This is a genomic window from Lacticaseibacillus porcinae (assembly GCF_003946305.1).
Lineage (GTDB): Bacteria > Bacillota > Bacilli > Lactobacillales > Lactobacillaceae > Lacticaseibacillus > Lacticaseibacillus porcinae.
Genome location: NZ_RHNS01000007.1, coordinates 110,766 through 129,465, shown reverse-complemented (window position 1 = coordinate 129,465; position 18,700 = coordinate 110,766). Strand labels below are relative to the sequence as shown.

The 18,700-nt window shown below is 48.5% G+C and carries 14 protein-coding genes; 12 read left to right on the top strand and 2 right to left on the bottom strand.

Annotated elements, in window-relative coordinates:
- Positions 1-139 precede the first annotated feature (139 nt).
- On the bottom strand, positions 140-1,117 hold the full coding sequence (locus tag EKM92_RS07570) for a GMP reductase (protein WP_125709462.1): 978 nt from the start codon (positions 1,115-1,117) through the stop codon (positions 140-142).
- A 509-nt stretch (positions 1,118-1,626) separates the two neighbouring features.
- Complete coding sequence (locus EKM92_RS07565; protein ID WP_125709460.1) at positions 1,627-2,574, bottom strand: magnesium transporter CorA family protein; 948 nt, start codon at positions 2,572-2,574, stop codon at positions 1,627-1,629.
- A 76-nt stretch (positions 2,575-2,650) separates the two neighbouring features.
- Between EKM92_RS07565 and EKM92_RS07560 the strand changes: the two genes are divergently transcribed.
- From EKM92_RS07560 to rny, 12 genes are all read left to right on the top strand, one after another.
- Positions 2,651-3,490, top strand: a complete 840-nt coding sequence (locus EKM92_RS07560) for a methyltransferase domain-containing protein (RefSeq protein ID WP_125709458.1) — start codon at positions 2,651-2,653, stop codon at positions 3,488-3,490.
- 258 nt (positions 3,491-3,748) lie between these two features.
- A complete protein-coding gene (locus tag EKM92_RS07555; protein WP_125709508.1) occupies positions 3,749-4,714 on the top strand; it encodes a ketopantoate reductase family protein in 966 nt (321 codons plus the stop codon).
- A 167-nt stretch (positions 4,715-4,881) separates the two neighbouring features.
- On the top strand, positions 4,882-5,391 hold the full coding sequence (trmL, locus tag EKM92_RS07550; RefSeq protein WP_125709456.1) for a tRNA (uridine(34)/cytosine(34)/5-carboxymethylaminomethyluridine(34)-2'-O)-methyltransferase TrmL: 510 nt from the start codon (positions 4,882-4,884) through the stop codon (positions 5,389-5,391).
- Between the two features lie 11 nt (positions 5,392-5,402).
- Positions 5,403-7,457, top strand: coding sequence for a DNA topoisomerase 3 (locus tag EKM92_RS07545; RefSeq protein ID WP_125709454.1), 2,055 nt, complete (start codon positions 5,403-5,405; stop codon positions 7,455-7,457).
- A gap of 644 nt (positions 7,458-8,101) precedes the next feature.
- Positions 8,102-10,366, top strand: a complete 2,265-nt coding sequence (locus EKM92_RS07540; protein WP_125709452.1) for a DNA translocase FtsK — start codon at positions 8,102-8,104, stop codon at positions 10,364-10,366.
- 2 nt (positions 10,367-10,368) lie between these two features.
- Complete coding sequence (gene yfmF / locus EKM92_RS07535) at positions 10,369-11,625, top strand: EF-P 5-aminopentanol modification-associated protein YfmF (RefSeq protein ID WP_125709450.1); 1,257 nt, start codon at positions 10,369-10,371, stop codon at positions 11,623-11,625.
- On the top strand, positions 11,625-12,923 hold the full coding sequence (gene yfmH / locus EKM92_RS07530) for an EF-P 5-aminopentanol modification-associated protein YfmH (protein WP_125709448.1): 1,299 nt from the start codon (positions 11,625-11,627) through the stop codon (positions 12,921-12,923). The genes yfmF and yfmH overlap by 1 nt, the downstream gene beginning before the upstream one ends.
- Position 12,924: 1 nt before the next feature.
- Positions 12,925-13,644 (top strand): elongation factor P 5-aminopentanone reductase, encoded by a 720-nt coding sequence (gene ymfI / locus EKM92_RS07525; RefSeq protein WP_125709446.1) that lies wholly within the window; start codon positions 12,925-12,927, stop codon positions 13,642-13,644.
- Positions 13,645-13,734: 90 nt separating this feature from the next.
- On the top strand, positions 13,735-14,655 hold the full coding sequence (locus tag EKM92_RS07520) for a helix-turn-helix domain-containing protein (RefSeq protein WP_125709444.1): 921 nt from the start codon (positions 13,735-13,737) through the stop codon (positions 14,653-14,655).
- 2 nt (positions 14,656-14,657) lie between these two features.
- Complete coding sequence (gene pgsA, locus EKM92_RS07515; RefSeq protein WP_125709442.1) at positions 14,658-15,227, top strand: CDP-diacylglycerol--glycerol-3-phosphate 3-phosphatidyltransferase; 570 nt, start codon at positions 14,658-14,660, stop codon at positions 15,225-15,227.
- Between the two features lie 209 nt (positions 15,228-15,436).
- On the top strand, positions 15,437-16,678 hold the full coding sequence (locus EKM92_RS07510) for a competence/damage-inducible protein A (protein WP_125709440.1): 1,242 nt from the start codon (positions 15,437-15,439) through the stop codon (positions 16,676-16,678).
- Positions 16,679-17,065: 387 nt separating this feature from the next.
- Complete coding sequence (gene rny, locus EKM92_RS07505; protein WP_125709438.1) at positions 17,066-18,637, top strand: ribonuclease Y; 1,572 nt, start codon at positions 17,066-17,068, stop codon at positions 18,635-18,637.
- Positions 18,638-18,700 lie beyond the last annotated feature (63 nt).

The following is an 18,700-nucleotide window of genomic DNA, read 5'->3' as shown; positions in this document are numbered from 1 at the left end:
TGAATTTATTTACGTAACTTACTTCCCGTTAGTAACAACTTATTTAGTTTAACACGGTCACTTTGAAATCACAAGTGGAATTTGACGTTTGTTGACCAAACTAAAAAGCGCGCCACCACTAAGGTGACGCGCTTTGATGTTAGTATTGATCGCCGTTAAAAATCGAGTTTTTAACGATGACGTAATCGACTTTCCGCAATGCTTCCAAGTCGCGGCCGCCGGCGTAAGATACAGACGATTGGAGGTCTTCTTTCATTTCCGTCAAAGTGTCAGCAATATGTCCTTTGAGCGGTAACAGGATCTTTTTGCCTTCGACGTTGTGATGGGCGCCTTTTTGATATTCAGAGGCGGAACCGTAATATTCTTGGAACATTTGACCGTCTTTTTCAACTTTTTTGCCTGGGGTTTCGTAGTGGCCGGCAAACAAGGAGCCGATCATGCACATCGTTGCGCCAAACCGCAGAGACTTGGCGATGTCGCCGTTGTTGCGGATCCCACCATCAGTGATGATCGGCTTGCTAGCAGCCTTAGCACACCAGCGCAAGGCTGCGAGTTGCCAACCGCCAGTCCCAAAGCCAGTCTTGAGTTTGGTGATGCAGACCTTACCTGGGCCGATGCCGACTTTAGTGGCGTCTGCGCCGGCGTTTTCGAGTTCCCGAACGCCTTCTGGGGTGCCAACGTTGCCGGCGACGACAAACGTGTCAGGAAGATATTTCTTAATGTGTTGGATCATGTCGATAACGATTTGGGAATGGCCATGCGCAATATCGATGGTGATGTATTCAGGATTGAGCTTGTGGCCGGCGAGTTCTTTGACAAAGGCGAATTCTTCGGGTTTCACGCCGACAGAAATGGAAGCGAACAAGCCTTTGCTGTGCATATCCGCGACAAAATCTGCGCGACGTTCGGGATTGAAGCGATGCATGACGTAGAAATAATCGTTCTCCGCGAGCCATTGTGCCAGCGGTTCGTCAATGATCGTTTGCATATTGGCGGGAACAACAGGCAACTTGAAGGTCCGGCCGCCAAATTCAACGGTGGTATCGACTTCTTTGCGCGAGCGCACGATGCACTTGTTGGGAATCAGTTGAATATCTTCATAGTCAAAAATTTGCATACTTGTCGTCCTTTCGAAAACACGAACAATCTTCAATAAATCGGCGCAACTTTTCGCACCACGAGATAATATAGGCGAAGTTCGGCTAAAAGTCAAATTTAAAATGAAATTAGTAATTATTGTTCGTGTTTTAGTCTATGATCGACTAATTTCCGAATAACGAATTCTGTAAACCCGAATTTTATTCCACGAAAAAAGCCTGCCGAAGCAGACTTAAATGCGAATATTGAGTTAGTGTGTAGGCAAGTGAGTTGAAATTGGATCTCCAGCTGGCTCGCCACGCCATAGTGAGGGTCCAAGGGATTGCCTAGCCGAGAGTTTCGCTACGCTCACCTCTCGCCGGATCTTTCCCTGCAGCTTTGCCTAAGCGGTAAACCGCTAAGGCAAATCTCACTATGGCGTGGCGGCCAGCTTCCGACCCAATTGCAACTCACGGCGACGTGGATTTCTGCAGTCGGCCGCACCAGGAACTTATCCATTTCAACGTAGCGGCGCCAAACTGTCGCAGCCTAGAAGTATTTCTTCCGCCAGAACTCAAAGCCAACGACAATCCCGATCGCAATGGAAATGGCAATGGTGATGATCCAGCTGGCATGCATATTCGCCCAAGGCAATTCGACGTTCATGCCGTAGAAAGAAAAGACTAACGTTGGGATCGTCAAAATGATCGAATACGACGTTAAGAATTTCATGACGCCGTTCATGTTGTTGTTAATGATCGAAGAATAGGTGTCGCTGGTTTCGTTTAAGATGGAGTTGGAGATCGCGGCCATTTCAGAGCCTTGTTGATTTTCAATGATGATGTCATCGAGCAGATCTTGATCATCTTCGTCTAAACCTAGTGGATTGGTGCGCTTAAGTTGATCAAGGACGTTACGGTCGGTTTTAATACTCATCATAAAGTACACTAAGCCGCGTTGAATGCCCATTAAGGCGTAGAGTTCTTCGTTTTTCAAGTTGTTTTGCAACTTGTTTTCTAAAGCTTCGCGGGCTTTGTTGATGTCGCGCAAGTACGCCAAATAAGCAATCGTCACTTGATACAACATCATCAAGCTCGCTTGATTGCGCTTGCCCGGGTTGAAGTGCGGAACGCGATTTTCCGCGAACATCGCCAGCAGCGGTCGTGATTGTTGATCGATGGTGATGATCGCAGTTTTAGTCATGATGATCGCCAAAGGCACTGTTTTGTAAGTGACGCGCTTTTTCTTGTCGAGCCCGGCGATCGGCATATCAAAAATCAACAGATGCGCATCGTCATCTGGTTCGTATTCGTAACGCGCCCCTTCATCAGGATCTAAGCCATATAACAGAAAGTCTTCTGGGACATGAGCTTTTTCCATGAGGCGCTGGCGTTCGCTTTCATCAGGGGCGACGGCATTGATCCACACGCCTGGGGTGATTTTGGTTTGCGTCGTGAGCTTTGCTTTTGTATCATCGAACTTGTAGATTGCAAGCATGGCGAGACCCTCCGTAGTTTCTATAACTTCCATTCTACAAGAAATTACGCAGGCTGGCACGCCGGGAGGAAATTAATTGAAAAAAATCGATACAAAGGCACAATGGGCAGCAGGGTTAGGACCATTGTTTGCTTGTCCGGTGTGTCATGAGCCGCTGTTTGTGGAAGGCCGCTCGTTGTTGTGCGCCAATGCACATCGCTATGACCTCGCGAAAAAGGGGACGGTCAACTTCTTGAATGCGCCGGTGAAAACTGAATACACCGCAGAAATGCTTGCAGCGCGGCGGCGAGTGTTACAAGCAGGGTTGTTTTCACCTTTTGTGGAACGTATCGCCGCGCAACTGAGCGGGGATGAACGCCTCCTTGATATCGGCTGCGGGGAAGGCACACCGACGGCAGACCTGGCCAAAACTGGTGCTGACGCGATCGGCTTTGATATTTCCGCACCGGCGATCCAGTTAGCTGGAGCACTAGACACATCAGCATTTTTCTGTGTTGCAGACCTGGCGCGACTGCCTTTTGTTGATGATTCTTTTGATGTGCTGGTCGATTTATTTTCACCTGGGGCGTATGCAGAGTTTGATCGGGTGTTGAAAGCTGGTGGGCGGTTATTTAAAGTGATCCCTGAAGCTGATTATTTGCGGGAGTTGCGGCAAGGGTTGTATGCTGGCACACCGAAAGGCACTTATTCCAATGCGCCAGTGTTGCAACGGTTCCTCGAGACTTATCCAGATGCAGAAGTTTCAGACATTACCTATGATTTCCCTGTAAATGCCGCACAGTTTGAAGATATTGTGGCGATGACGCCGTTAAGCTGGCAAGCCCCAGCAGATAAGCGCGCAGAGCTGTTAGCGAACCCACCGGCCAGCATTCATGTCGCCGTCAAATTGTTACAGGTGACGAAATCTCATGCTTAGTGTTGCAAAATGCATCTGTTGGTGTTAAATTACTCTTAAGCATTTTTATTTCTGGCTTTAATCAGGGCTTGCTTTTGGGAAATTGATTAAAGTTAGCGATAGGAAACTTTATTAAGGTACCGTCTCGCCGTGCTAGACACCGAGGCGGTATTTTTTATGCCTTCAAACTGAATTTCCGCAAGTTCTGCAAATTTCTTCCCCATTTTGTAAGATTAAGCGTATATTAGAAATCAATAATAATGAAATGGGGTAATGATGATGAAATTTGCAGTGATCGGCGCAGGCGCCATGGGGTTACGTTACGGGATCTTGTTACAAGAAGCTGGCAACACCGTTGATTTTATTGATGGTTGGGACAAAAACGTGGAAACGATCAAAGCGCAAGGCGGGGCTTACGTGTCACGCGACCACGAGGATAAACATCTGGTGCCGATCAACATTTCTTACCCTGAAGATTATCAAGGCGAGCCTGATTGCTACATTTTCTTCTTGAAGCAAATGCAGTTAGCCGACATGTTGAAGCGTTGCGCCTCATTCTTTAAACCAACGCAATACGCCTTCACTTGCATGAATGGCTATGGCCATATTGAAAAGCTCGCCAAATACTTTGCCCCTGAAAAAATCATCGCTGGCACTGCGTTAGTGGCCACGGTGCTCAACGGGGCCGGGGATGTTGACTTTATCGGCAAGCGCGGCGCCGGTTCGATGAACATGGCCAACTACACGGAAAAGCCTGACGACTTCACCCATGCATTGTTTGACGAATTGGATAAAGCGCAATTCCATCCAACACTCACCACCAACTTCATGGGGACGATCCTTGCAAAAGTCGTCTTCAACTCAGTGGTCAATACCATTTGCACGATGTTTGAAATGACGATGGGTGAATTCGCTGCTTATGATGGCGCTGAAGAAATGGCGCGGCAATTGATCGATGAAGCGTATGATGTTTGCGAACGTGCCGGCGTGAAAATGATCAACACCCGCCAAGATGAAGTCGCCAGCATCATGTATGTGTCCAAAGACGCGATGCCACTGCATTATCCTTCGATGTATCAAGATATGCACAACTATCGCCCAACAGAAGTGGACTATATCAACGGCTACTTGGTGAAACTCGGGCGTGAATATCGCTATGAAGCTAAGACTCACGCCTTTTTGACGCATGAAGTGCATTTAGCAGAACTTGGGAAGCAACGCGAACTGGCAGCCAAGCAAGCCTAAGCGCTGTAATTTCAAAATAGAACGTGCTATACAAGCGAGGCACCACGCAAAGTCAATGTGCGACTTTACGGGGTGCCTCGTTTGTATTTTGGTGTCAGCCTGCTTTGTTTCACAGCCTTTTTCATGGACTGTGGTAGAATAGTCACATACAAATTTTGGAGGCAATCATGGCTAATCACATCGTTTTGTTTGAACCGCTGATCCCAGCAAACACTGGTAACATCGCCCGCACTGCTGCGGCGACTGACTCTTATTTACATTTGATCAAACCGCTGGGCTTTGAAACCGACGACAAGCATTTAAAGCGCGCCGGCTTAGACTACTGGAACAGCGTGAAAATCGTGTACCATGATTCGCTTGAAGACTTCATGGCCACTGTTCCTGATACGCGCTACTTGTATTTGGTCTCGAAGTTTGCTGACAAGACTTATTCTGATGTCGACTACTCCGATACCACCAAAGATCATTACTACATGTTCGGCAAGGAAACCACTGGCTTGCCAGAACCGTTCATGCGCGAAAACCCTGAAAAAGCGGTGCGCATCCCGATGACTGATAACGTACGTGCCTTGAACTTGTCTAACTGTGCGGCGTTGGTGATTTTTGAAGCCTTGCGTCAACAAAACTTCGCCGGCCTTGAACGCACCCACACCTACGAACACGACAAGCTCAAGTAGAAAGGATCCTTATGCAACTGGTTCTTGCAGAAAAACCTAGCGTTGGCGCTGAACTTGCCCGCGTTTTACACGCTGATCAAAAACATGCCGGCTATTTTGAAGGCAATGGCTACATTGTCACTTGGTCGCTAGGGCATTTGTTAACGTTGAAAATGCCTGAACAATACCACAAAGAATGGGCGGAGTGGACCTTCAACACCTTGCCGATGATCCCAGAAACCTTAGAGATCACGCCGCTGAAAGAAACGCACAAACAACTTGCTGTGGTCAAAAGCTTGGCCAAGCGCTCAGATATTAAAGTCGGCATTATTGCCACTGATGCAGGGCGTGAAGGGGAGCTAGTCGCGCGGTATATTTTTGATTATTTGAAGTTCAACAAGCCGCTTAAGCGTTTGTGGATCTCCTCGCAAACTGATGCCGCAATCATTGACGGTTTTGCGCATTTGCGGCCAGCGTCAGATTTTGAAAACTTGCATCAAGCCGCGCTTGCTCGTGCTGAAGCTGATTGGTTAGTGGGTTTGAATGTGTCCCGCGCGTTGACGGTGAAGTATCACGATTCCCTGTCTGCCGGTCGGGTACAAACGCCGACCTTAGCGTTTGTTGCGGCACAAGAGGAGAAAATCAATCAATTCAAACCGCAGACTTATTATCAACTCAGTGTGAAGACGCCATTAGGTAACGCGAGCTTAGATCATCAATTCTCAGATCAACACCTTGCGCAAGTGGAAGCCGACCAGTTGAGCAAGCAACAACTCACCGTCACTGCAGTGAAAACCAAACATGAAACGGTGCAGCCGCCATTGCCTTTTGATTTGAATGAATTGCAACAAGTCGCAAACCTTCAGTACGGTTTCTCGCCGAAGCAAACGCTGAACACTTTGCAACGATTGTACGAACGCGAGAAGTTAGTCACTTATCCTCGGACTGATTCTCGGTATTTGACCACTGACTTGAAAGCGACGATGGGTGCGCGACTGGCGGCGATGGGGCGTTTTTCTAAAACTGCGGCGCAACTGGCAAAACGTGGTACCGCGCCAGATTATGTGTACAACGATGCAAAAGTTGGCGACCATTACGGCTTGATCCCTACTGAAGAAATGGTGGAACCGAGTCGTTTGGAACCAGATGAATTGAAGATTTATCGCTTGATCGCAATGCGGTTCATCGATTTGTTCAAGCCCGCCTATCGCGCAGATGTGTTGACGTACACGTTGCAAGCTGGCAAGCAAACTTTAACCGTGAAGACGACTAGCGTCATTGAACCTGGGTTTAAAGCGGTGGAGAAGTCTAGTGCCGAGGCATTACCAGTTGGTGCGAAGCTTTCTGGTAAGTTTCTGGTGAAAGCTCATCAAACGAATCCACCAGCCCGGCTGAACGAAGCAACGTTGCTGGGAAAAATGGATCATTTCGGTTTAGGGACCCCGGCGACGCGCGCCGATATTATCGACAAATTGCAAGCTGCAGGTTCAATGGAAAAGCGTGGTCGCGAACTGCTGGTCACCACCAAAGGTCATGCGTTGTTGAAACTCGTCAATCCAGATCTCGTGACGCCAGATCTCACCGCACGTTGGGAAGCTCAACTGCAAGCCATTGAAAAAGGGCAAACCACACGCTCAGCGTTCATGGGTGACATTAAAGCGGCAACCAAGCGCTTAGTCTTAGAAGTCAAGCAAAGCACCGTCAAATACGACGATCCCAACTTAACGATGAAGAAATGTCCAGAATGTGGTTCGCGCTTGCGTGAGAAGTCCACCAAAATGGGCGTGAAGTTGATTTGCTCGAATCCTGAATGTCACTACAGTCGTTTCCGCGATCCGAAGCTTTCAAATCACCGCTGCTCGAATTGTCACAAGAAAATGGTGATCTTGACTGGCAACAACGGCGATTACTTCAAGTGTCAAAACTGCGGCAACACGGAACAAATGTCTGCGGCTAAAGGGAAAAAAGGGCGTGTGAACAAACGCGAGACCCAGCGCTTGATGAAACAATACAGCAAACAAGCGGAACCTGAAGAAGAAAGTCCGCTGGCGTTAGCGTTGAAAGCGGCCATGAAGAACAAAGATTAGTTGAGAAAGTCTGACTGCGAAGTCAGGCTTTTTCGTTTGGATGTGTCGCCGTCGAGCGACAGTGGGCTAGCTCCGTTACGGAACTGAAATCATCTCTCGTGGCCGGCTGGTTGCAGAAATCGGCAAAGAACGCCGATGCTCTTTCACCTAAATTTCAAGCCAAGAAAATCGCTTGTCTTGAAATTTACCTGAAATATTAGCTAAGCCAGAAACCCGCTGTCTTAGCTAATATTTCTGCCACGTTCGATGATTTCACTTCCTTCACTACGCTAGCTCACGCTCACCTGATGGCTACGAAACGCATTCTGTCGATGTTGATATGACATTTTATCTTTCAAATGAAGTCGCACGTGAGCGGATTTAATTTGTAAGCTGGCAAAATCTGTGGGTGGAGATGATTTGGCAAAACGGAGGTGAATTGGACAATTGCCAGTAGGAGTAAAATACGCGAAACGCCGATTTCTGCAAACGGCCGCACCGGCAACTTGTCCAATTCACTGCAGTCGCGCTAAATCATCGGAGCCCACAGATTTTCGTGTCAATGACACATTTATTTTCATGCAAAAATATCAGTCGAAAGCCTTTTTTCATTAGCGGTTCACGTCGTGTATAATAGGTGAGTTAAGAGCTTTGAGGAGGCAAACATGGCAACTAGACGTAAACCGACCACCCGCAAACGCAAACCAGCCCGCCGCACCGCGACAAAAGACCATACTTTAAATTGGGTAGGGGTCGTCTTCGTCGTGATCGGCTTATTAGCCATGTTTCGCCTCGGGCTGATCGGCGCGGTGTTTGCTAACTGCTTCCGCTTGATCGGTGGGAACACTTTCTTATTTCTCACCGTACTTTTCACCGGCTTTGGTGCGTGGTTGACTGCCACCGCAACGCTCCCACATATTCGTCCGCGGTGGTTGTGGGGCGGACTGCTTGCTTATATCAGTATTTTGGTATTGGTGACCGGCTTGTCGATGACGCAACTCAATGTCCACAGCCACTTTGAACTGGCGATTTGGCGCACGTTGCAAAATGATTTTGCTTTGGTGACGACGACCAGTGACGCTGGTGGTGGTTTAGTTGGCGGCTTGTTGTTTGGGTTGTTTGCCCCGCTGATCTCAATGATCGGCACTGAGATCTTATTTGGGATTTTGACGGTCGTCGGGATCTTGATTATTGCTGGCGTCAAAGCGGAACAAGTTTTTCATGTGTTTCATGTGATCGGCCAAGGTTTTGCGAAAATAATCAACAGTTTGAAAACTGGGATCGCGAATATGCAAGACCAAGCAAAGCAGCGGCCTAAGCGACAACCCAAACCTAAAAAAGCAAAACCAACTGTTGATAAAGACTTACCAAAACCGCGGGCTGAAGCTGATGATTTCACCATCAATGCCCCAACGCCTGCGCCGCAATCAGTAGCACCGCAACCAAAGCCTGAATCACAGCCTGAGCCAAAACCTGCAGATGACGAAGGGGAATTGGATACGGCTAGTGCTGGTGCGGATTACATTATGCCGCCGATCAGTTTGTTATCACCGGTGCAAACGGTCGATCAATCTAAAGAAGTGAACTTGATCAAACAAAACCGGATCAAGCTCAAAGACACGATGGATTCTTTTGGCGTTGATGTTTCTGTGAAATCTGCGACTTTAGGCCCGTCGATCACCCAGTATGAAATTCAACCGGCGACAGGCGTCAAAGTCTCTAAAATCGTTAACTTAGCTGACGACTTAGCTTTAGCACTGGCTGCCAAAGACATTCGGATCGAAGCGCCGATCCCAGGGAAATCGCTGATCGGGATCGAAGTGCCGAATACGCAAATCGCAACCGTTGGCTACCGCGATGTGTTGGAACAAACGCCGATGCATCCTGGCAAACCATTGGTGATCCCGTTAGGTAAAGACGTCAATGGACATGTCCAAACGATGGACTTGTCCAAAATGCCGCATTTATTGATTGCCGGGGCGACAGGCTCTGGTAAATCAGTCATGATCAACGTCATCATCACGAGCATTTTAATGACAGCTAAACCTGATCAAGTGCGAATGATGTTGATCGATCCCAAGAAAGTGGAATTGTCCGTTTACAACGGCGTGCCACATTTGTTGACGCCAGTGGTCACTGAAGCAAAGCTTGCGCCAAGTGCATTGAACAAAGTCCTTAAAGAAATGGAACACCGTTATGAACGCTTCGCGGCAGCCGGTGTTCGCAACATGGGCGAATACAACAAAAAAGTCGAACAATCTGATGATGCGACCTTGACCAAAATGCCTTACATTGTGGTGATCGTTGATGAATTATCAGATTTGATGATGGTGGCAGGCAATGAAGTGGAAACGGCGATCGTGCGCCTTGCTCAAATGGCTCGAGCAGCAGGGATCCATATTATTATCGCCACTCAGCGGCCGTCTGTTGATGTCATCACTGGGTTGATCAAAGCGAATATTCCATCACGAATCGCCTTTGCGGTATCTAGTGGCGTCGATTCACGAACGATCTTAGATGCCAACGGCGCTGAAAAGCTGTTAGGCCGCGGGGATATGTTGTACAAACCGATCGATGCGTCAAGTCCAATGCGGATCCAAGGGGCGTTTATCCCATCTGATGATGTGGAAGCCGTGGTTTCTGCGATCACCGATCAAGTGCAACCAGAATATATCGATGACATGGCCCCTAGTGAGGCGCCAGAATCAGGGGAGCAAGGCGCTTCTGAAGATGAATTATATGAAGACGCCAAGGCGTTTGTCATTCAACAACAAAGCGCGTCGACTAGTTTGTTACAGCGGCGCTTTAGAATTGGGTATAATCGCGCGGCGCGGTTGATCGATGACTTGCAACAACAAGGCATTATCACCCCACCAGACGGCGCTAAGCCACGGAAAGTTTTAGTGGATCCCCCAGAAGAACAGGAGTAATCATGCGAATTCAATTAGCACAAGGCGTGGGTTTAACGGTGATCCCCACCACGCAATTTAAAACCACTCGCATCGCAGTGCACTTCTTAGCGCCACTACAAAAAGCTGATGTGGCGGCGCGGACATTGTTAACTAGCGTATTAGAAACTGCTAGTCGCAAGTATCCGACCCAATCAGAACTTTCCGCTTACTTGGAAGGGTTGTTTGGTGCGAGCTTTGGCATCGGGGTCGGTAAAGAAGGTCGCATGCACCGCGTCACGGCGTCAATGAATCTGCTCAGCGACCAACTGGCGCAAGCAGACTTGCTAGCACAAGGAATGGCCTTTTTAAAACAAGTATTGTTGCACCCATTGATGGTCAACGGTCGCTTTGATGAGGCGATTTTCACTCGCGAGCAACACAACTTGAAACAATATTTGGAAAGTTTGGAAGAAGATCGCCAAACTCAAGCTAGCCTTGGACTGCAGGCGTTGTATTTTCAAGACGATCCCAGTCAAGCAACGCCGTCATTTGGCACTCCTGCTGGGTTAGCGAAAGTCACGGCGAAGCACTTGGTGGCAGTGTATCAACAAATGCTTGCCCAAGACCGCATCGAAATCGTGGTGTTAGGCAATGTTGATGAAACTGCCGTGCAACAGTTAGCTGGGGACTTTGATTTTGCCCCACGGCGTGTCGATGTTGAAGCGTTAGATGTTGACGTGCCCATGCATGAGGTGCTGACTGATCAAGTGATCGCACCAGTGATCCAAGCGAAATTAAACCTCGGCTATCACGTCGATACTGATTATTTCGGTGAGAAAGCTTATGCAACCATTGTGGCCAATGAATTATTCGGCGGCTCTGCGTTATCTAAACTGTTCACCAACGTTCGGGAAAAAGCATCGCTTGCGTATTATGCGTCAAGTAGCTTTGATCAAGCACGGCATCTGGTCACAGTCCAAACAGGGATCGACGCGGAAAAACGCGATGAAGTCCTGCAATTGATCACTGAACAATTGCAACAGATCCAACAAGGTGATTTTACTGATGCGCAGTTGCAAACCATGAAAGATGGGTTGATCGCTAATCGCGAAACGGCTTATGATGCCCCGAGATTTCTCGCCCGGATCGGCTTGCTGGAAAGCTTATGGCCAACGCAACCGCACACGCTGGAAACGTTTATCCAAGGCGTTCAAGCGGTGTCTCGCGAACAAGTGATGCAAGCAGCTCAAGGTTTTGAATTACAAGCGATTTATACGCTAGAAAATGAGGTGAGCTGATGGAAAAACACAATTATCCAGCTTTAGGCGAAGCACTGTACACGCAGACGTTACCCAATGGTTTGCGGGTGTTGGTGGTTGCCAAACCTGATTTTCATGAAACTTATGCACTGTTCACCACTAACTATGGGGCCATTGACACCAGCTTTGTGCCATTAGGTGAAACTGAACTGGTGCAACAGCCTGCAGGGATCGCGCATTTTCTCGAACACAAAATGTTTGAAAAAGCCGATCATGACGCTTTTGACTTGTTTGGAGAAACTGGTGCCAACGCCAATGCGTACACATCGACGACGCGGACGGCGTATTTATTCTCTGCCAGTCGCGCTGTAGATCAAAATCTCAACACGTTATTAGATTTTGTTCAAGATCCTTATTTCACTGACAAAACCGTCAACAAAGAAAAAGGGATCATCGGCCAAGAAATTCAAATGTATCAAGATGATCCTGGTTGGCGCCTGTATCTAGGGTTGTTGGGGTCACTTTATCCTGATCACCCAGCATCTGTTGATGTGACTGGGACCATTGATTCGATTGCGACGATCACGCCGGAGATGTTATATCAAGCACATGCGCGGTTCTATCACCCTAGCAACATGACGTTAACCGTGGTCGGACCAGTTGACCCTGAGCATGTGATCGCTTTAGTTGCTGCCAATCAAGCCGCGAAAGCTTTCCCAGCACCGCAGCCGATCGTTCGTGGTGTGGATTGGGATCTTGATAAAACATCCGTGATCGCCCATCGTGAATTGGCGTTACCAGTGGTGCGGCCAAAAGTGATGGTCGGGATCAAAGGCCAAACGAAAATCGTCGATGACGAAGCTGGCTTAAAGCAACAAATTGCTACCCGGTTATTGTTAGAAGCCTTATTTGGGGATTCATCTCCGCTTTATCAAAAGTGGTATGATGCCGGTCTCGTTGATGATTCGTTTGATTACGGCTTTGAAGCCCAACGGACCTTTAATTTTGCCACACTTGGTGGGGATGCTGATGATCCCACGGCGTTGATCGACGCGTTGCAACAAGTGATTGCTCGCGGTGTTGATCAACCAGAACTCACCGTTGAACGGTTTGAACGGTTGAAGCATGCAGCGTTAGGGAAGTATGCGATGTCGTTGAATTCGATGTCGAGCATTGCCAATGGCATCAGTAGTCAAAGCTTTGGTCAGGTGAACTTGTTTGATTACCAACGGTTGTTGCAAGCTGTCGAATTTGATGATGTGTTGCAAGCGGCGCGGCAATTATTTGATCCTGACGCTGTCGCCAGTTTGGTGATCTATCCAAGTGAGGAGGCATAACATGGCATCAGTGTTGATCATTGGCGCCTCTGGTGATATCGGCACGGCGATCGCAGAGAAACTTGCCAGCGAAGGCTACTCCTTGTACTTGCATTATCATGCGCATCCTGTCGATGACTTGATCGACCGCTTGGTGAAGCAATATCCCAAGCAAGATTTCATTCCGATCGCTTATGACTTGACTGATCCTGAACACCTCGATGACTTGGTGGGGCAACTATTTTCCCTAGACGCGGTGGTGTTTGCGGCAGGGCAGACTTATTATCACTTGTTTAAAGACACGACTGTTGAAGAACTCACCGCGTTGATGCGGGTGCATCTGTTGACCCCGATGGCCATCCTCACCAAAGTTGAAAAAAAATTGGCACAAAGCGGTCACGGGCGGATCATTTTCATTGGATCGGTGTACGGCGGTGCAGGTTCTGCTATGGAAGTGGCTTACTCAACGGTGAAAGGCGGACAGTCTGCTTTTGTCAAGGCCTATGCCCAAGAAGTCGCCAGTTTAGGAATGACTGTGAATGTGGTGGCGCCTGGTGCTGTGGATACCAAGATGAATCATATGTTTGATCCAGAAACTTTGGCGGCAGTGAAAGAAGAAATTCCGGCAGCACGCCTGGCCAAACCGCAAGATATCAGCTTTTATGTGGCGACTTTGCTGAAACCTGAAGCCGCATATCTCACTGGCCAGACGCTTTATGTGACTGGTGGTTGGTTACAGTAAGTGTATCTCAACAATTTCTTAATTCATGCCTATGTCGATTCATGGTATACTGAAAATAGACATTAAATACTTAGCGGGTGAAGAAAACAAATGGATGAAATTGGGCAAAAACTGCGCACGGCCCGGATTGAAAAGGGCTATACCTTGGATGATCTGCAACAGATCACCAAGATTCAAAAACGTTACTTGATCGCCATCGAAGAAGGCAATTTCGATGCGCTGCCAGGTGACTTTTATGTGCGTGCGTTTATCAAACAATATGCCGATACAGTGGGCATCGACTCTGATGCCTTGTTGACACAATTTCAACAAGACATTCCAGACACACAGCCGCAAGAATATGTGGAGCAATCAGTGGAAAGTCAGTCACGCAAAACGCGGGCTGTCGCTGATAAACCAGTCAACAAACTCCGTCGCTATTTGCCGCAAATCGTCATTGCCGTCATCGCGGTATTGATCATCGGCGTGGCGTATGTGGTGACTTTCAAGTCGTCACAATCTAACAAACAAGCGATCCCAGATACTGCAAGTTCGGTGACGGTATCTAGCAAAAAGAAATCTAGCTCAGTGAAAAAGTCTTCCAGCAAGTCGTCAAGTGCTTCTGAAAAGTCTTCTTCAGATAAGTCGACGTCAAGCTCTAAGAAAGCTAAGAAGTCCAGTTCTTCTAAAGCTTCTGATAAGTTAAGTGTTGCTGTGGCGGCAGAAGCAAATTCTGCACAAGCAGTCACAGTGAAGAACTGGCCAACGACTGCCAACACTATCACGGTTGGTGCTTCTAAGTCTGCCGCTTGGGTCGAAGTGTTGATCAATGGCACAGCTTCATGGCAAGGGACCTTGTCTGCAGGGGCAGAACACACCGTTGATTTGCCAGCAGGGACCACGAGTTTTGCTGTGAAGTCTGGGAATGCCACCACGACCACCATTAAGTTGAACAAGACCAACGTGGATATCTCCAATGGGACAAGTTTTGTTCGAACCATTAACTTTACAACGGAAAGTGCGGGTAATTAAGGGTGAATTTACCAAATAAATTAACGTTGATGCGGATCATTTTGATCCCGATCTTCACGTTATTGTTAGTCTTCAACTGGCCTGCTGGCACAGTTTCTGTGTTCGGCGAGCCAGTGGCGACCAGTTGGTTTGTTGGGGTGATCATTTTCATCGTGGCGTGCTTGACGGACTTTGCTGATGGGCAAATCGCGCGGCGCAACCACTTGGTCACGAACTTCGGGAAGTTCGCTGATCCGCTGGCGGATAAATTGTTGGTGATGACGGCGTTCATTTTCTTAGCAGTGCGCGGCTCCGTGCCTGCTTGGGGTGTGGCGATCATTTTGTGGCGCGAACTTGCGGTCACTGGTTTGCGGTTGTTGCTCGCCGGCAGCGGCGAAGTGATGGCAGCGGCTTGGCCAGGTAAAATTAAAACCAACGCCCAAATGTTTGCGATCATTTTCTTGATGTTCAATAACTTCGGCTTAAGCTTGCGCATCGACTTGATCTTGTTCTACTTGGCGGTATTCTTCACCATTTACTCTGGAACGGAATATTTCTACAAAAACCGAGGCGTCTTCTCAGACTCCTTCTAACCAATCAACGCAGCGTCGCCCGAGTGGTGCGCTGCGTTTTTTGGTCCCCAGTGGTTTGCGCAACGCTTTTAGCAGACCAGGTAGCCTAGCTTGAGGCGTTGCGCCTGGGCTTGGCGTGACGTCTCAAGCGTAGCTATCTGTGTCTGCGTTGTTGCGCAAACCACGACGCTGCTCAATTTAAAAAAATACTCAAAAAAGGTGGTCCCTTCATGCAAGCAGAAATCATTGCCGTCGGAACAGAAATTCTCCTCGGTCAAATCGTTAACTCCAACGCCAGCTTCTTAGCCAAGCAATTCGCAGATCTTGGCATCGATAGCTTGAATCAACAAGTCGTCGGCGACAATCCTGAACGTATGGAACAAGCGTTGCAGCTTGCTGACTCTCGTGCTGATGTCGTTGTGTTACTCGGCGGCCTTGGCCCAACAAAAGACGATTTATCAAAACAAGTACTCGCAAAGCATTTAGGCGTCGACCTTGCAACTGATCAACCCGCCCATGATAAATTAGCGCATTACGCGGAACAACAACATCACACGATGACGCCAAACAACTGGGTGCAGGCACAATATCCTGAAGGGTCTCATGTGTTGGCCAATCACGTCGGCTTAGCAGTCGGCGCCGTGTATGAAGCACCGGCACATCGCTACATTTTACTGCCTGGTCCACCTAAAGAATTCAAGCCGATGGTGCTCGACCAACTGGTGCCTTATTTGTTGAAGGTGCTCGGCGGCAATAGCGTTTTGCAAAGTAAAGTCTTGCGCTTCTTTGGCATCGGTGAATCAGCGTTAGTTACGGAGTTGCAAGATTTGATCGAGCAGCAAACTAACCCGACGATTGCGCCTTACATTAAAGATTGGGAAGTGACCTTGCGCATCACGGCAAAAGCTGACAGTGAAGCCGCCGCCCAAGCATTGATCGCCCCAATGCAAAAAGCGGTGCTAGATCGCGTCGGGCAATATTTCTACGGCTTCGGCGATGATAACTCCTTAGCAAAAGTCGCAGTGAAGGCGTTGGCAGATCATCACTTAACCTTGACTGCCGCAGAATCGTTGACTGCTGGGGCGTTTCAATCAGCACTTGGTGATGTTGCCGGCGTATCCGAATGGTTCAAAGGTGGGTTCGTCACTTACAGCAATTACACCAAAGCACTGTTCTTAGGCTTAGATGAAGCGACAATCAATGCCGATGGTGCTGTCAGCGAACCAACTGCAATTGCGATGGCTGATGGTGCGTTAGCAAAAGCTGACGCTGACATCGCGATTTCCTTTACTGGCGTCGCTGGCCCTGGACCTTCAGAAGGACAAGAAGCAGGGACAGTGTGGATCGGCTTAGCGCAACCAGGGAAGGCGACGACTGCGACCTTGTATCATTTTCCAGGAGCACGCGCTGATGTCCGCGGACGCGCCGTCAAAGCGGGATTATTCACGATTTATCAAGCGTTGAACGCCTAACTGAAAATTTTTATCGACCGAGAAGATGATTCTCGGTTTTTTTGCGTATATATAGTGAGGGGAGATCACTATTCAAAAATGCAAAACTTGGTGGTTGTTGTTAAGCGTTGCCATCGTCAATGTTGCGGGTGGCATTGTGGTGCAGGCGTTAGTCATGCGACTAATGGTCCTCTTGTCGTTTGATCGTGCTTTAAGAAAATAAACTTTTTCCCAATGGACAGCCGCCAGCTGTCCATTTTTTGCAAGCGTTACCCCAGACAGCAAGGAAGCTTCGATTGACTTGCAGGCGTGGGTTCGCTACAATCGAATAGTATTAACTAATTCTATAAAATAGCATCAGTGAACGTTCTATAAGAACCATCGCTATGATGATGCGGAGGTGAACAGATGAGCTCAGGAACATGGGCCGCAATTATCCTCGTCGCGATCATCGCCTTAGCGATCGGGGTTTGGATTGGGAACATTATCCAAAATCGCAAGCACCAACAAAGCTTAGATCAAGCGCATGACAGCGCCACTGGGATAATTGAGGCCGCTAAAAAAGAAGCCAACACGCTTAAAAAAGAGACCTTGATCGAAGCCAAAGATCAAGCCCACGAGTACCGCAGTCAAGTGGAACAAGAGTTACAAGATCGCCGCAATGAAGTCCAAAAAGCGGAGAACCGTAACGTTACTCGAGAAGCGACACTGGATCATCGCGACGACACGCTGGATCGCAAAGAACAAAGCCTGTCTGATCGTGATGCCAATCTAAATACCAAGCAGCAACAACTAGATGAACGTGAAGCTAGTATTGCTGCCATCATTGCCGAACAACAAAAGACCTTAGAGCAAGTTGCGGAATTGACCAAAAGCCAAGCCCGCGACCGCATCCTGACTGATACCAAAGCTGAACTTGCCCATGAGCGAGCAAAGCTGATCAAAGAAAGTGAAACCGAAGCCAAAGACACTGCCGACAAACAAGCCAAAATGCTGATCGCCCAAGCGATCCAGCGTTCGGCTTCGGATGTCGTGGCCGAATCGACTGTTACCGTGGTCAACTTACCTAACGATGACATGAAAGGCCGCATCATCGGTCGTGAAGGCCGCAACATTCGCACGTTGGAAACGCTCACAGGGATCGATTTGATCATCGACGACACACCAGAAGCTGTGGTGTTGTCTGGTTTTGATCCGATCCGTCGTGAGATCGCGCGGATGGCTTTGGAAAAGTTGATCCAAGATGGCCGGATCCATCCGGCTCGCATTGAAGAAATGGTGGACAAAGCCCGCAAAGAAATGGATGATCGCATCCGTGAATTTGGGGAACAAGCCATTTTTGATATCGGGATCCACAACATGCACCCAGACTTGATCAAAGTCTTGGGCCGCTTACACTTCAGGACTTCTTATGGCCAAAATGTGCTCGACCATTCCATTCAAGTGGCGAAACTTGCCGGAGTAATGGCTGCCGAGCTAGGCGTTGATGTCACTATGGCGAAACGCGCCGGATTATTGCATGATATCGGCAAAGCATTGGATCATGAAGTCGACGGCTCGCACGTTGAAATTGGCGTCGAGCTTGCTACCAAGTACAAAGAACCTGCCACAGTGATCAACGCGATCGCCTCACACCACGGGGATGTCCCAGCAACGAGTGTGATCTCCGTGTTAGTCGCTGCCGCAGATGCGATCTCCGCCGCGCGTCCAGGCGCCCGCAGTGAATCGCTTGAGAACTACTTGCACCGTCTTGAAAAGCTGGAATCGATCGCTAACGCCTATCCAGGTGTCGATCACTCCTTTGCCATTCAAGCTGGTCGCGAAGTCCGCGTGATCGTTCAGCCTGACAAGCTGTCAGATGAGCAATCCGTCGTGTTGGCGCGTGACATTCGCAACCAAATCGAAAAAGAACTCGAATACCCAGGGCATATCAAAGTGACAGTCATTCGCGAGAAGCGCACTGTCGAATATGCCAAATAGTGGGGATGCGTCTGCCTGTGAAGGTGGGCGCTTTTTTTGTGGTTTGACACCGTACAGCACCTC

Coding starts and splice junctions, on each gene's coding strand:
- yfmF (WP_125709450.1), top strand. CDS start 10,369: ATGCGAATTCAATTAGCACAAGGCGTGGGTTTAACGGTGATCCCCACC.
- rny (WP_125709438.1), top strand. CDS start 17,066: ATGAGCTCAGGAACATGGGCCGCAATTATCCTCGTCGCGATCATCGCC.
- yfmH (WP_125709448.1), top strand. CDS start 11,625: ATGGAAAAACACAATTATCCAGCTTTAGGCGAAGCACTGTACACGCAG.
- trmL (WP_125709456.1), top strand. CDS start 4,882: ATGGCTAATCACATCGTTTTGTTTGAACCGCTGATCCCAGCAAACACT.
- EKM92_RS07520 (WP_125709444.1), top strand. CDS start 13,735: ATGGATGAAATTGGGCAAAAACTGCGCACGGCCCGGATTGAAAAGGGC.
- EKM92_RS07570 (WP_125709462.1), bottom strand. CDS start 1,117: ATGCAAATTTTTGACTATGAAGATATTCAACTGATTCCCAACAAGTGC.
- EKM92_RS07510 (WP_125709440.1), top strand. CDS start 15,437: ATGCAAGCAGAAATCATTGCCGTCGGAACAGAAATTCTCCTCGGTCAA.
- EKM92_RS07565 (WP_125709460.1), bottom strand. CDS start 2,574: ATGCTTGCAATCTACAAGTTCGATGATACAAAAGCAAAGCTCACGACG.
- EKM92_RS07540 (WP_125709452.1), top strand. CDS start 8,102: ATGGCAACTAGACGTAAACCGACCACCCGCAAACGCAAACCAGCCCGC.
- EKM92_RS07555 (WP_125709508.1), top strand. CDS start 3,749: ATGAAATTTGCAGTGATCGGCGCAGGCGCCATGGGGTTACGTTACGGG.
- EKM92_RS07545 (WP_125709454.1), top strand. CDS start 5,403: ATGCAACTGGTTCTTGCAGAAAAACCTAGCGTTGGCGCTGAACTTGCC.
- ymfI (WP_125709446.1), top strand. CDS start 12,925: ATGGCATCAGTGTTGATCATTGGCGCCTCTGGTGATATCGGCACGGCG.